The organism is Sandarakinorhabdus oryzae, assembly GCF_009733735.1.
GTDB classification, from domain to species: Bacteria; Pseudomonadota; Alphaproteobacteria; order Sphingomonadales; family Sphingomonadaceae; genus Sandarakinorhabdus; species Sandarakinorhabdus oryzae.
This window is the reverse complement of sequence record NZ_WNJP01000080.1, coordinates 1-12,589: the sequence shown is the minus strand read 5'-3', so window position 1 is coordinate 12,589 and position 12,589 is coordinate 1. Positions and strand designations below refer to the sequence as shown.

The window sequence follows — 12,589 nt, the reverse complement described above, 5'->3', positions numbered from 1 at the left end:
CGGCGGCGGCAGCGCGGCTGGCGGGGCGGGCGGGGCCGGGGGCGCCACAACGGGCGGATCCGGGCGAGCCACGGTCGACTGGGTGGTGATGCTGTTGGTCGGGGCGTCAGAGGCCACCGACACTTCCGGCGGCGGCACGTAAGGCGGAATTTCGATTTCCTGCGGCGGCGGCGGCGGCGGTTCTTCCGGCGGCGGCGCCTCCTCCTTCACGTTCACCGCTTCCAGCGGGTCGATGATCTTCTTGATCACCTTGATGGCAAAGCCGTTGACGATGGCATAGCCGAGGAGAACGTGCAGGAGGCCAACGGCCACCAGCGCGATCTGTCGGTTTTTGCTCATCCCAGGTGCGTCCATGTATGACATGGCTGGTCTGGCACTCCCTCAAAAAATGGGGACAGCCGCGGACAGAGGACCCCCCTCAAACCCTGCGCCGATCCCTCGGATGACCCCCCTCTAGCCGCAAGCGAGCAATCGCCGCAACCGGCTTTTTGCCACATTCCCGCCGAACTTTGCCCCGCTACGTCGATTCACCCCCCGCCCGCCAACGGGATTCGGCATTTGTTCTGCTGCGATTTTGCGAAGTGTTGCGCGCCACGGCACTGCACGGTTGCCGGCAGGCGCTGCCCATCGCTACGATGGCGACCATGCCCCGCCCGATTCTGCCCATCTGCCTGATTCTGGCCACAATTGGCCCTGCCGCTGCGCAGGCCCCTGCCCCCGTTGCACCAGTGGCCAGCGACCGCCTCGCCGGCTTTGCGGACACCGCCGAACTGGCCCTGGCGGCGCCGGTGATCGTGCGCGCCACCATCGCCAAGGCCAGTCGCATCTCCGGCAAGGCGGCACCTGATGTCGCGCCCGGCCGCGCCCGCCTTTTGGTCACGGTTTCGGTCTCCAACGTGCTGGTTGCGCCCGGAACCATGGGCGCGACACTGCAATATCTGTGGGACGCGCCGCTGGATTCGCGCGGCCGCCCGCCGCAGGCCAAGGGCATGGAGGTGCTGGTCTTCCTGACCGCGCCGGGCCCGGATGGCGCCACCCGCCTGGTGTCCCGCCGCGGCCAGCAGCCGTGGGACCCGGCGCTGGCCGATACGGTGCGCGCGGTGGTGGCGGATCAGCGATCGGGCACGGTGCCGGTGATCCGGGGCGTTTCCAATGGCTTCCGCGCCGATGGCACGGTGCCGGGCGAAAGCGAAAGCCAGTTTTTCCTGACCACGGCCGATGGCAAGCCGGCGACGCTGGTGGTGCAGAATCGCCCAGGCGAGGTGCGCCGGGTGCTGATCGCGCGCGGCGATATCATCGACGAATCGGCCGAACGGGTGAAGCCCGGCACCCTGCTCTGGTATCGTCTGGCGTGTGTCCTGCCTCCCCGCCTGCCTGCCGCGGCCGGCGGCGGTGATCCAGCCCTGGCCAAGGATTGGCGTGACGCGCTCGCCAGCCTGGGCCCCTGTGGCAAGACCGGTTAGAAGCTGGAGAGCTCCACGCCGACCGCCTTGCAGTCAGGATAGACATCCGGCTTGCGTGTCGACACGCGCAGGCCGACCACGCCGGCGCGGGCGGCGACCATGTCGTAGATGGCGTGCGCCACGGTTTCCTGCAGGTTGAAGCGGCGGCCTTCCACCAGGCCGAGCACGGCATTGCGCAGGAAATCATAGTCCCAGGCTTCGGCGACCGTGTCGCAGCGCGGGAAATGCGCGTCGTCCACCCACACCTCGATGTTGAGCCGCAGCGTCTGGGGCGAGCCGACCTCGAAGGCGTGGAAGCCGATGTCCACCGGCAGATCGAAATCCTCCAGGAACAGCTTGCGGGCGCGGATGGCGAGGTGGCGCGGCACCATGCCAGGCGCCATCGGCTCGATGAAGGTGGGTGGCGGCGTAGAATCAGGCATCAATAATCTACCATATGGGCCACATCGCGCGGCAGGCCGAGCAGGCGTTGCCCGCCATCGAGCACGATCGTCTGCGCGTTGTAGGTGGGCGTGGCGATGCAGAAGCGCAGCGCCACGATGATATCGTCCACGCTGACTCCGCGCTGCAGCGGGTTCAGGGCGTGGACAGCGTCAAAATTCTCACGGCTTTGCGGCCCGGAGACCAGCGTGACGGCCGGCGCGATGCCCACACAGCGCAGCCGCGGCGCATAGGCGCGCGCGGTGAGCTCGGTCAGCCCTTCAAAGCCGATCTTGGACAATGTGTAGGTGAAATAGTCCGGGTTGAGGCTGGCCAGCTTGGCATCGAGCAGGTTCACCACCAGCGCCGGATCATCCAGCGTATCGGGCAGCGCCGCGGCAAAGGCGCGGGTGAGCAGCGCCGGCGCCCGCAGATTGACCGCCATGTGGGTGTCGAATTCGGCCGTGCTGAAATCCTCGATCCGGTCATAGACAAAGCGGCTGGCGCTGTTGACCAGCAGGCGGGCCGGCGGCAGGCCGGCGCAGGCGGCCATGATGGTCTCGGCGGCGTCCGGATCGGCGAGATCGACGGCGACCACGCTGGCATTGCCCAGTTCGGCGGCCAGCGCCTCGGCCTCGGCGCGGCTGGCGTTGCAGTGGATCAACACGTGCCAGCCATCTGCAACGAGCGCGCGGCTGATGGCGCCGCCGATGCGCTTGGCGCCGCCGGTGACGATTGCGGTGCGGGATGCATGTGCCGTCATGGTGCGCGCCGCCTAGGCGTTTGCGTGTCGCTGCGCAACGTGCAGTTCAGCGCAGGGCCTTGCCGAGGGTGCGGGAATCGCCATCCGTCTGCATTGGCGGCAGGCCCAGCAAGCGCAGCAGCAGGGGGTGAACATCGACATTGTCGAATGGCGGCAGTACCACGCCAGACCGGAAGGCCGGGCCGGCGGCGACAAAGCTGGCGGCCATTTCGGGCGCAGCCGGATCAAAGCCGTGCATGCCGCCCAGCGCGCGCATTGCTTGACCTTGGGCCTGCCCGGCTGGCGGCGGTCGCAGCCAGATCATCCAGCCGACATCCGCCAGGCAGAGAATCGCCGGCACGCGTGGGTGTTGACCATAGTGGAAACGCGCCGGCAACCGGGCCTTTTCATGGCAAGCCATGTGCGGGTGTGGGCGCAGCAGCGCGGCCTTCACTGCCGCCTCCTGCCCCGGCAGCGGGTTGAGCGTAGCCAGGGCGCCATCACCCACCAGTTCAATCGCCGCCGGATCGAGCAGCGAATCGAGGAAGATGCGGTGATCGGTGCTGACCGTCGCCATGCCGTGATCGGCAACCAGCACGATATTGGCCTCGATCCCGCGCGCAGCCAGCCCGGCCAGCAGGCGGCCGATCTGGGCATCGACAGCGGCGAGCGCCGCATTCAGCTGCGGCGAATCCGGGCCGAATTCATGGCCATCATGATCGACCGTGTCGAAATAGAGGGTGGCAAGGCCCGGCCGCGGCGTCTCGTCGAGCCAGGCCAGCAACTGATCGACCCGCACCGGGCCCGGCATCGCGCCATCGAACGGCAGCCAGCGGTGCGGGCGTATCCCGCGAATCGCCGCTTCGCTGCCCGGCCAGAACATGGTGGCGGTGGTAATGCCGGCGCGTTCGGCGGTCACCCAGATTGGCTCGCCGCCGTTCCACCAGCGCGCATCCTCGACGGCGCTGCGGTTCGCCATCGTGAAGCGGCCCAGCATGGCATCCTGCATCTTGTTGTTGACGAGGCCGTGATGATCGGGCCGCAGGCCGGTGACCAGCGTGTAATGATTGGGGAAGGTGAGCGACGGGAAACTGGGCCGCATCGCGCGCGTGGTGACGCCGCGCGCGGCCAGGCCGCTGATATTGGGGGTCAGCCCGCGCTGCAGATAATCGGCGCGCAGGCCATCGACCGAGATCAGGATGACCGGATGGGCTGGCTGCGCTGCCGTGGCCAGCGTGGCCGGCGGCGGACGGCCCGAACAGGCAGCAAGCAGCAGCGCGGCAGCGACGGCGAAGGCACGGAGAATCGTCATGCGCTGCGCGTTAGCAGCTGTCGGCGCAATTGCCATGACAGCCTGCCCCCGGCTAACGCTGCGCCCAGCATGAGCGACACGCCCGACCGTTTTTCCGAAGAAAGCGCCACCTACACGGTGCGCGGCAAGGAGGCGCCCGATCTTGATCTGGGCGTCGCCACCATCCGCCGTGTCGTGAAGACGCTGCCGCTGAAGCCTGGCGTCTATCGCATGCTCGATGCCGGCGGCGACGTGCTCTATGTCGGCAAGGCGCGCACGTTGAAGAACCGGGTGACCAATTACACCCAGGTGACCCGCCTGCCGCGCCGGCTGCAGCGCATGGTGGCGCAGACCCGCGCCATGGAGATCGTGACGACCAACAGTGAGGCCGAGGCGCTGCTGCTGGAAGCCCAACTGATCAAGCGCTATCGCCCGCCCTACAATGTGCTGCTGCGCGACGACAAGAGCTTCCCCTTCATCCTGCTGCGCGAAGACCATGATTTTCCGCGCATTTCCAAGCATCGCGGCGCGCGGGTCGCCAAGGGCAGTTACTACGGCCCGTTCGCCAGCGCCGGCGCGGTCAATGCCACGCTGAACGCGCTGCAGAAGGTGTTCCTGCTCCGGAGCTGCACCGACAGTTTCTTCGCCAACCGCTCGCGACCCTGCCTGCTCTACCAGATCAAGCGCTGCTCCGCGCCGTGCGTCGGCCGCATAAGCGATGCCGACTATGCCGAGCTGGTGGAGGACGCCAAGGGTTTCCTCTCCGGCCGCACGCAAGAGGCGCAGAAGAAGCTGGCCGGGGCGATGCAGGCGGCGGCCGAAGCCATGGACTTCGAGACCGCCGCCGTGCTGCGCGACCGGTTGAAGGCGCTGACCTTCATCCAGGGCAGCCAGGCCATCAACGCCGAAGGCGCAACCAGCGATGCCGATGTGATCGCCATGGCCACCGACGGCGGCGCCATGTGTGTCCAGATCTTCTTCATCCGCGGCGGCCAGAACTGGGGCCACCGCAGCTTCTTCCCCGGCCACACCGAAGGCGTGGACGAGGCCGAGGTGCTGCAGAGCTTCCTGGCCCAGCTCTATGAGGAACTGCCCGCCCCCCGGGAACTGCTGCTCGATCGCAGTCTGCCGGAAGCCGATCTGCTGTCCGCCGCGCTGTCGGAAAAAGCCGGCCGCAAGGTCAACCTGCGCCATGCCCAGCGCGGGCCAGCGAAGAAGCTGGTCGAACAGGCGCAGCGCAACGCCGAGGAGGCCATCCAGCGCCGCCGCGCCGAAACCACGACCCAGGGCAAATTGCTGCGCGAACTGGCCGATATCTTCGAACTCGACGGCCCGCCGGGGCGCATCGAGATTTATGACAACAGCCATATCCAGGGCACCAATGCGCTGGGCGCGATGGTGGTGGCCGGGCCGGAAGGCTTCATGAAAGGCCAATATCGCAAGTTCAACATGAAGGATGAAAGCATCACGCCGGGCGACGATTTTGCCATGATGCGGGCAATGCTGCACCGGCGCTTTGCCCGGCTTGAGGCCGAGGATCCTGACCGGGAAAGCGGCAACTGGCCCGATCTGTGCCTGATCGACGGCGGCAAAGGCCAGGTGGCGGCAGTGATGAGCGCGCTTGCCGAACTGGGCGTCGATGTGCCGATCGTGGGCGTCGCCAAGGGGCCGGACCGCAACGCCGGGCGTGAGACCTTCTATCTGCCATCAGGCCGCGAATTCACCCTGCCGCCCAACGCGCCGGTGATGTTCTATCTGCAGCGCCTGCGCGACGAGGCCCACCGCTTCGCCATCGGCGCGCATCGGGCGAAGCGGGCGAAATCGATCACCCAGAGCCCGCTCGACGAAGTCCCCGGCATCGGCCCGGCCCGCAAGAAGGCGCTGCTGATGCACTTCGGCACCAGCCGCGCCGTGAAGGGCGCCACGCTGGAAGACCTGGAACGCGCGCCCGGCATTTCAAAGCAGATGGCGCTGGCAATCTGGCAGCACTTCCACCCGAACTTGTGACGGGCTAGGCTGCCGCCATGAGCCTGCTCCTCTTCACCGCGCCGACGCCCGATGGCTACAAGGTTTCCATCGCGCTGGAGGAACTGGGCCTGCCCTACCAGGTGCAGTCTCTGGATCTGGCCAAGGGCGAGCAGAAGCGGGCGGAGTTCCTGAAGCTCAATCCCAACGGCAAGGTGCCCTGCCTGGTTGATGACGGTTTCGCCGTGATGGAATCGGGCGCCATCCTGGTGTGGCTGGCGGAAAAGGCGCCGGGCCTGTTGCCCGCCGATGCGCGCGGCCGCTCCGAAGCGCTGCAATGGCTGATGTTCCAGGTGGGCGGGCTGGGGCCGATGATGGGCCAGGCCAATCTCTTCACCCATTATTGGCCGGAGAAACTGCCGGCGGTGCAGGCGCGCTACCTGGGTGAAGTGAAGCGGCTGCTGGCCATCCTCGATGCCCGCCTGGCCGACCGTGACTATCTCGCCGGCAGCTACAGCATCGCCGACATCGCGCATTTCTGCTGGGTGCGCACCGCCGGCTGGACCGGGGTGGAAACCGCCCCCTTCCCTCACCTCAGCGGCTGGATCGACCGCATCGCCGCCCGACCGGCCGTGCAGCGCGGCCTGAAAGTGCCCGATGTCTCGCCGGTGAAAGAAGGCGGCGACAACAGCGCCTTCATCGCGCGCACCAAGAAGCTGCTGGGCCTCGGACCCCGCGAAGCCTAACCGGCAAAACCGATCAGCATCGCGCCGGCACACACCACCAGCGCCCCGGCCCAACGCCTCGGAGTCACTTTTTCCTTCAGCAGCAGCGCCGCAAAGGCCGCGCCGAACAGCACGCTGGTCTCCCGCAGGGCCGTGATCGGGCCGATGGGCGCGCGCAGTTGCGCCCACAGCACCAGCATGAAGCCGGCGCTGGAAATCGCGCCGGCCAGCATCCCCTGCCGCCAGCGCCCGGCCGCCGCAGCCATGAACCCCGCCGGGCGGCAGCGGGCGATGACAAACAGGCTGATCGGCAAGAAGGTGAAGACCGCGCCCCAGCCCTTGTAGCTGAACACGTCGCCATTCACCCGCACGCCCATCGCATCAACCAGGCTGTAGCCGGCAATCGCCGCGGCGGTGAGCAGCGCCCAGCCAGTCGCCGCCAGCGGTGCATGGCGGTTCACCCCCACCAGCATCACCCCGATGCTGATGGCGGCGACGCCCAGCCCCTGCATCCAATCCGGCACCTCGCCGGCAAACACCACCGCCCCCACAGTCACCAGCGCCGGGGCCAGGCCGCGCGCGATGGTATAGACGTGGCTCATGTCGCCAGCGCCATAGCCCTGGGTCAGCGCCGTCCAATAGACGAGGTGGATGGCGCAGGAGGCGAGGATGAACGGCCAGGCGCCCGCCACTGGCGCGCCGAACAGGGCAATCAGCACCACACCAAACAGCGATCCACCCAGCCCCAGCACTGCCAGATCCACCAACCGGTCCCCGGCGCTGCCTTTCAGAAATAAATTCCAGCCGGCGTGGATCAGCGCCGAAAGCAGCGTGGCGGCAAGGGCGGAGAGCGGGATCAAATCCCGTGGAAGTCCGCCCAGTCGGCCATCGGCGCGCGGCTCGGGCGGGCGAGGTTGGCCTTGTCATCCGGGTCGATGAACCCGATCGCCATGCCGGTGAAAAGCATGTGTTCGGGCGGGATACCGATGAAATCACGGATGGTCTGCGGATAGACGGCCCAGCATTCCTGCGGGCAGCTGTCCAGCCCCTCTTCCTTCAACAGCAACATCAGCGTCTGCAGATACATGCCGAGGTCGCTCCACTGCGGCGGGCCCATGCGCTTGTCCACACTGCAAAACAGGGCGACGGGCGCGCCGAAGAACTGGAAATTGCGTGCGAACCACATGCGACGGCCGGCCTTGTCCTCGCGCGGGATGCCGAGCCGGCTGTAGAGCTCCTCGCCCACGGCGAAACGATAGCTGTTGTGCGGCTCCGGCAGTTCCTTGGGATAGATATCATATTCGGTCGGCTCCATGCCGCCGCCGGCCATCAGCTTGCCCAGCATGATGCGCTTCAATTCATCCAGCTTTTCGCCGCCGACGACATCGATATGCCAGGGCTGGAGATTGCCACCCGACGGTGCCCAGGCGGCTTTCTCGACGACGCGGCGCAGCACATCGCCATCCACCGGCGTCGGCAGGAAGCCCCGCACCGACCGGCGCGACAGCACAGCCTCGGAAACGTTCATCATTGGGCCTTTCCGTAACTTTGCAGTTGCCGCTGGATTGCCTATGAAGGCGCTGTGTTGTCCAGCCTCCCCAATCTGCTCACCTTGTCGCGCATCCTCGCGGTGCCGGGGCTGGTGTGGCTGATGTGGAGCAGCAACCCCTGGGAATGGCTGGCGGCCTGGGCGCTTTATGCGCTGGCAGCGATCACCGATTATTTCGACGGCTATCTGGCGCGCAGCTGGGGCACGGTCTCCAAGATCGGCCAGTTCCTCGATCCGATTGCCGACAAGATCATGGTCGCCGCCGTGATCATCATGCTGGTCGATGCCCGCATCCTGCACGGCTGGAGCGTGATCGCCGGCCTGATCATCCTGCTGCGCGAGATTTTCGTGTCGGGCCTGCGCGAATATCTGGCCGGCCTGTCGGTCTCCGTCCCGGTCAGCCAGCTCGCCAAGTGGAAGACGACGGCGCAGCTGGTGGCGCTGGGCGCGCTGATCCTGGTCGGCGCGGTGCCGATCCTGCCCTGGCTGCCGGCAGAGATGATCGGCCTGGTCACGCTGTGGATTGCCGCGATCCTGACGCTGATCACCGGTTATGATTATCTGCGCACCGGCCTGAAGCACATGTGATGGTGACGCTGCTCTACTTCGCCTGGGTGCGCGAAATGGTGGGCACGGACAGCGAGACGCTCACGCTGCCCGCCGAAGCCACGACCGTCGCCGCCCTGCTCGACTGGCTCGCCACCCGCAGCCCCGGCCACGACGCTGCCCTTGCTGATCGCAGCCGCATCCGCGTCGCCGTGGACCAGCAGTTCGCCGCGCCCGACACGCCGCTGCATAACCCGCGCGAAATTGCCATCTTCCCGCCGGTGACCGGCGGATGATCACAGCAAGGCTCCAGACCGAGCCTTTCGACGCCGCTGCCGAGCAGGCCGCGCTCATCGGCGCCCGCACCGATCTCGGCGCCGCCGTCAGCTTCACCGGGCTGGTCCGCGCCGATGATGGCCTTGTTGCCCTTACCCTCGAACATTATCCGGCGATGACGCTGGCGCAGCTGCAGGCCATCGCCGCCGAAGCCGCCAGCCGCTGGCCCGGCACCTTCGGCACCATCATCCACCGCCACGGGCGCATGCTGCCCGGTGAGCCCATCGTGCTGGTCGTCACCGCCTCCCCGCACCGCGGCGACGCCTTTGCCGCCGCTCAGTTCCTGATGGACTGGCTGAAGACGAAAGCCCCATTCTGGAAGCGCGAGGCATGGGCGGACGGCAGCACCCGCTGGGTTGAGGCAAAAGGCAGCGACGACGCGGCTGCCGAACGCTGGTAGGCACGGCGCGCAACAACCGAAAGCACAGCCATGGCCGTTCCAAGTTCAAAAGTGCTGGTGCTCGATGGCCACCCCGATGGCACGTCGCTGTGCAGTGCCCTGGCCGCCGCCGCCGCCAAAACCGCCCAGGCGCGCGGCGCTGAAGTGAGGCTGTTGCAGCTTTCGGCGATGCAATTCGATCCCAATCTCGCCCAAGGCTACAAGAGCCGCATGGATCATGAGCCCGACCTGCAGGCGTTTCTGGAGGCGGTGCGCTGGTGCGACACGTTCATCCTCGTCCACCCGCTGTGGTGGGGCGCGGCGCCGGCCAAGCTGAAGGGGCTGATCGACCGGGTGTTCCTGCCCGGCATCGCCTTTGCCTATGAAGGCGATGGGCATTTCCCGAAGAAATTGTTCGAAGGCCGCACCGCCCGCGTGCTGATCACCGCCGATACACCGCCCTGGTATCTGTGGCTGGGCTATCGCAATGGCTGGCTGAACGTGCTCAGGCGGCAGATCCTGGATTTTGTCGGCCTGAAGGTGACGCACATGAAGGTGGTTGGCACCATCCGCGATGCGACGCCGGCCCGCATCGCGCAGTTTCTGGCCGTGGCGCGCAAACTGGCCAGCTGACGCCCCGAGGGAATCGGCGCGGCCAGTGCGTTACAGCCTGCAGGAGGCTGATGATGCTGAAACGGCGGACAATATTGGCAGGCACGCTGGCGGCCGTGGCGCTGGTGGGAGCAGCCCAGGCCCAGAACGGCGAACGGCTGCGGGCCTGGCTGGCGGCCCAGCAGGGTGGCAGCGCCGGACCGCAGGTGCCGGCGGGTGAGACCATCGCCTATGGCCGCGACCCGCTGCAGACCCTGAGTGTCTGGCGGGCCCCGGGCAATGGCCCGGCCCCGCTGGTGCTGTTCGTCCACGGCGGCGGCTGGCAGCGCGGGGACAAGGACAATGCCACCGGCCGCTGGAAGGCCGTGCATTACCGCGAGGCCGGATACGCCTTTGCCTCCATCAACTATCGGCTGGTGCCGGCGGCCACGGTGGAACAGCAGGCCACCGATGTCGCCATGGCGCTGAAGGCGCTGCTTGATCGCGCCGACAGGCTCGGCCTTGATCGCCGCCGCGTCGTGCTGATGGGCCACAGCGCTGGCGCGCATCTGGTGGCGCTGGTCGGCACCGACGAGCGCTATCTGAAGACTGCGGGCCTGTCGTTTGCCGATGTCGCCGGCATCATCCCCATCGACGGCGCTGCCTATGATGTGCCGGCGCAGCTGCAACAGGCCGGTCCGCGCATGGCGCAAACCTATGGCCAGGCCTTTGGCAGCGATCCAGCCCGGCAACGCGCATTGTCCCCCACCGCGCAGGCCGCGGCACCCAACGCGCCGGCCTTTCTGCTGCTCCATGTGCAACGGCCGGATGGCGTGACCCAGAACCATGCGCTGGCCACCGCCTTGCTGGCAGCCCACACCGCGGTGGATGTGGTCAGCATCCCTGGCGAAGGGCTGATGGGCCACATGGAGATCAACCGGCGGCTCGGCGATCCGGATTATGCCGGCACGGCCCCGGTGGACCGGTGGCTGCACGCCCGCTTCGCCGGGCGCTGAAGTCAGGCGCGGGTGCGGATGTACCGCAGATCGGACCAGCCTGCCACAAAGCGAGCCGGCGGCGACAGATGGCGCAATTCGCCGTCAAACAGGCACCGGAGCGGGCGGCGCCGGCCAACCGCCAACTCCCCGGCGGCAAAGGCCGTCACGGATGCGGCATCGCGCCAGTCGCTCACCAGCCAGCTCACGGCAACCGTCATGGCATCCACCAGGCCGCGTCCGGAAAACAGCGCCACCTCAAGACCATCATCACCCGGCATGATCAGCACGCCGGGATGGCGGCCCGGCTGCCCGGCCACGCGCACCCCGCCCATGAAGCCACGCGCCAGCGCCAGCCGCACGGCCTGTAACACCCGCCATAGCCGGCCATGGCGGGCATTCTCGCGCGCGAGGGCCCAGCGGGTCATCGGGCCGATGATGATGCGGCAAAAACTCGTGTGCTCACCGGCGCGCACCACCGGCACATGCACCAGCTGGCAAGCGGCGGCTGCCGCCACAATGGCTTCGGGCGCCGCATCGCCGTGCAAGGCCTTGGGCAGCAAGTTCATGGTGCCGCCCGGAATGGCAAGAAACTGCCCATCCCACCCCCTTGCCGCCGCACCCGCGGCGCCCAGCGTGCCATCACCGCCCATCACCACCAGCGTGTCGATATCCGCCAGAGCAGCGGCATCAGGCGCGGGCTGGCGCGGAAAATCCGTGTTGCCGGCGATGGTGGCGCCGGCATCGGCCAAAGCAGTCTCCAGCGCAGCGATGCGGCCGTCGTCGGTGGATCGGCTGGCGCGATTGGCCACCAGCCACACGCGACCCAAGGGGCGGGACGGTTCGGGTGGGTGGGGTGCCGGGGTCATGGCTGTGGGCGTGCCTGCCGGCGTCTGCCCCGTCAATCAGCCGCCGGGCCGCACCGGACAATGCGGTACGCTCGTGCGGCGCAGCGCGCGCCCGGGCAGCACCGGGGTCATCTTCCCACCGTCGATGACGAACTGGCCATTGATCAACAGCGTCTGCACGCCTGCGGCCAAGGCATCCGGGTTGGCATAGTCGGAGCGCGGCGCAAAGGCCTTGGGATCGAACACCACCACGTCGGCAAACCAGCCCGGCCGCAGATAGCCGCGGCGATCAAGCTTGAGGATATCGGCAGTGCGGCCGGTGGATTGGCGGATGAAGCGGGCCAGCGAAAGCGTCTGGGTTTCCACCACATAGTGGCGGTATTTCTGCGGGAAGGTGCCGGCGATGCGCGGGTGGCCGGCGCTGCCATCCGATCCGGTCACCACCCAGGGTTGGCGCATGAAGGTGGCGATATCGGTTTCGGCCATGTTGAAGCTGGCCGCTGCGTCCCCATCCGGATCATCGTTGATGATGCGCAGGGCCGCGTCGATGGCATCGACCTGCCAGCCCGCCGCCACCGCATCCAGCCGCTTGCCGGTCCACGGGCGGCCACTGCTGGTCAGCAACAGGGCACCCGCTCCACCGCGGCGGCGCAGATTGTCGGCCATGTCGGCGCGCAGCCGGGTGCGCTGGGCCGGATCGGCGATGCGGGCGCGGATGGCGTCAATGCCGCCGGCCTGG

Annotated in this window: 15 protein-coding genes and 1 pseudogene; 8 read left to right on the top strand and 8 right to left on the bottom strand. The window is 67.6% G+C overall.

The window, feature by feature from the left end:
- A pseudogene (locus GJ693_RS17645) lies at positions 1–339 on the bottom strand (energy transducer TonB); the annotation flags it as partial.
- A 389-nt stretch (positions 340–728) separates the two neighbouring features.
- On the opposite strand from GJ693_RS17645, the gene GJ693_RS09290 reads away from it, so the two are divergent.
- Complete coding sequence (locus GJ693_RS09290; RefSeq protein ID WP_156256031.1) at positions 729–1,463, top strand: hypothetical protein; 735 nt, start codon at positions 729–731, stop codon at positions 1,461–1,463.
- Here the strand turns inward: GJ693_RS09290 and GJ693_RS09285 are convergent.
- The 3 genes from GJ693_RS09285 to GJ693_RS09275 are packed head-to-tail and all read right to left on the bottom strand — an operon-like array spanning position 1,460 to position 3,937.
- Positions 1,460–1,885: a dihydroneopterin aldolase gene (locus GJ693_RS09285; protein ID WP_156256030.1), complete on the bottom strand. Its 426-nt coding sequence runs from the start codon at positions 1,883–1,885 to the stop codon at positions 1,460–1,462. The two genes, GJ693_RS09290 and GJ693_RS09285, sit on opposite strands and share 4 nt — an antisense overlap.
- Positions 1,885–2,646, bottom strand: a complete 762-nt coding sequence (locus GJ693_RS09280) for an SDR family NAD(P)-dependent oxidoreductase (protein ID WP_156256029.1) — start codon at positions 2,644–2,646, stop codon at positions 1,885–1,887. Before GJ693_RS09280 ends, GJ693_RS09285 begins: the two co-directional genes overlap by 1 nt.
- A 46-nt stretch (positions 2,647–2,692) precedes the next feature.
- Positions 2,693–3,937, bottom strand: coding sequence for an alkaline phosphatase family protein (locus GJ693_RS09275; protein ID WP_235902770.1), 1,245 nt, complete (start codon positions 3,935–3,937; stop codon positions 2,693–2,695).
- A gap of 69 nt (positions 3,938–4,006) precedes the next feature.
- Here GJ693_RS09275 and uvrC point away from each other — a divergent pair, with 69 nt between their 5' ends.
- Both uvrC and GJ693_RS09265 read left to right on the top strand, forming a co-directional pair.
- Positions 4,007–5,923 carry an excinuclease ABC subunit UvrC gene (gene uvrC, locus GJ693_RS09270; RefSeq protein ID WP_156256027.1) on the top strand — a complete coding sequence of 639 codons (1,917 nt, stop codon included), beginning with the start codon at positions 4,007–4,009 and terminating at the stop codon, positions 5,921–5,923.
- 17 nt (positions 5,924–5,940) lie between these two features.
- A complete protein-coding gene (locus tag GJ693_RS09265; protein WP_156256026.1) occupies positions 5,941–6,627 on the top strand; it encodes a glutathione S-transferase family protein in 687 nt (228 codons plus the stop codon).
- On the opposite strand, the gene GJ693_RS09260 is transcribed toward GJ693_RS09265, so the two are convergent.
- Both GJ693_RS09260 and GJ693_RS09255 read right to left on the bottom strand, forming a co-directional pair.
- On the bottom strand, positions 6,624–7,466 hold the full coding sequence (locus tag GJ693_RS09260; RefSeq protein WP_156256025.1) for an EamA family transporter: 843 nt from the start codon (positions 7,464–7,466) through the stop codon (positions 6,624–6,626). The genes GJ693_RS09265 and GJ693_RS09260 overlap by 4 nt on opposite strands.
- Positions 7,463–8,134 (bottom strand): nitroreductase, encoded by a 672-nt coding sequence (locus GJ693_RS09255; protein ID WP_156256033.1) that lies wholly within the window; start codon positions 8,132–8,134, stop codon positions 7,463–7,465. The genes GJ693_RS09260 and GJ693_RS09255 overlap by 4 nt, the downstream gene beginning before the upstream one ends.
- A gap of 57 nt (positions 8,135–8,191) precedes the next feature.
- On the opposite strand from GJ693_RS09255, the gene pgsA reads away from it, so the two are divergent.
- Genes pgsA through GJ693_RS09230 form a run of 5 tightly spaced genes read left to right on the top strand, consistent with a single transcriptional unit; the run spans position 8,192 to position 11,023 of the window.
- Positions 8,192–8,743: a CDP-diacylglycerol--glycerol-3-phosphate 3-phosphatidyltransferase gene (gene pgsA, locus GJ693_RS09250; protein WP_156256024.1), complete on the top strand. Its 552-nt coding sequence runs from the start codon at positions 8,192–8,194 to the stop codon at positions 8,741–8,743.
- Positions 8,743–8,997 (top strand): molybdopterin converting factor subunit 1, encoded by a 255-nt coding sequence (gene moaD, locus GJ693_RS09245; protein ID WP_408014558.1) that lies wholly within the window; start codon positions 8,743–8,745, stop codon positions 8,995–8,997. Before pgsA ends, moaD begins: the two co-directional genes overlap by 1 nt.
- Positions 8,994–9,437 (top strand): molybdenum cofactor biosynthesis protein MoaE, encoded by a 444-nt coding sequence (locus tag GJ693_RS09240; RefSeq protein ID WP_156256022.1) that lies wholly within the window; start codon positions 8,994–8,996, stop codon positions 9,435–9,437. Before moaD ends, GJ693_RS09240 begins: the two co-directional genes overlap by 4 nt.
- A gap of 30 nt (positions 9,438–9,467) precedes the next feature.
- Positions 9,468–10,049 (top strand): NAD(P)H-dependent oxidoreductase, encoded by a 582-nt coding sequence (locus GJ693_RS09235; protein WP_156256021.1) that lies wholly within the window; start codon positions 9,468–9,470, stop codon positions 10,047–10,049.
- Positions 10,050–10,099: 50 nt separating this feature from the next.
- A complete protein-coding gene (locus tag GJ693_RS09230) occupies positions 10,100–11,023 on the top strand; it encodes an alpha/beta hydrolase (RefSeq protein WP_408014557.1) in 924 nt (307 codons plus the stop codon).
- A gap of 2 nt (positions 11,024–11,025) precedes the next feature.
- On the opposite strand, the gene GJ693_RS09225 is transcribed toward GJ693_RS09230, so the two are convergent.
- Both GJ693_RS09225 and GJ693_RS09220 read right to left on the bottom strand, forming a co-directional pair.
- Positions 11,026–11,871, bottom strand: a complete 846-nt coding sequence (locus GJ693_RS09225) for a diacylglycerol kinase family protein (protein WP_156256020.1) — start codon at positions 11,869–11,871, stop codon at positions 11,026–11,028.
- Between the two features lie 36 nt (positions 11,872–11,907).
- The coding region (locus GJ693_RS09220) for an amidohydrolase family protein (RefSeq protein ID WP_156256019.1) at positions 11,908–12,589 on the bottom strand (682 nt) is incomplete at its 5' end.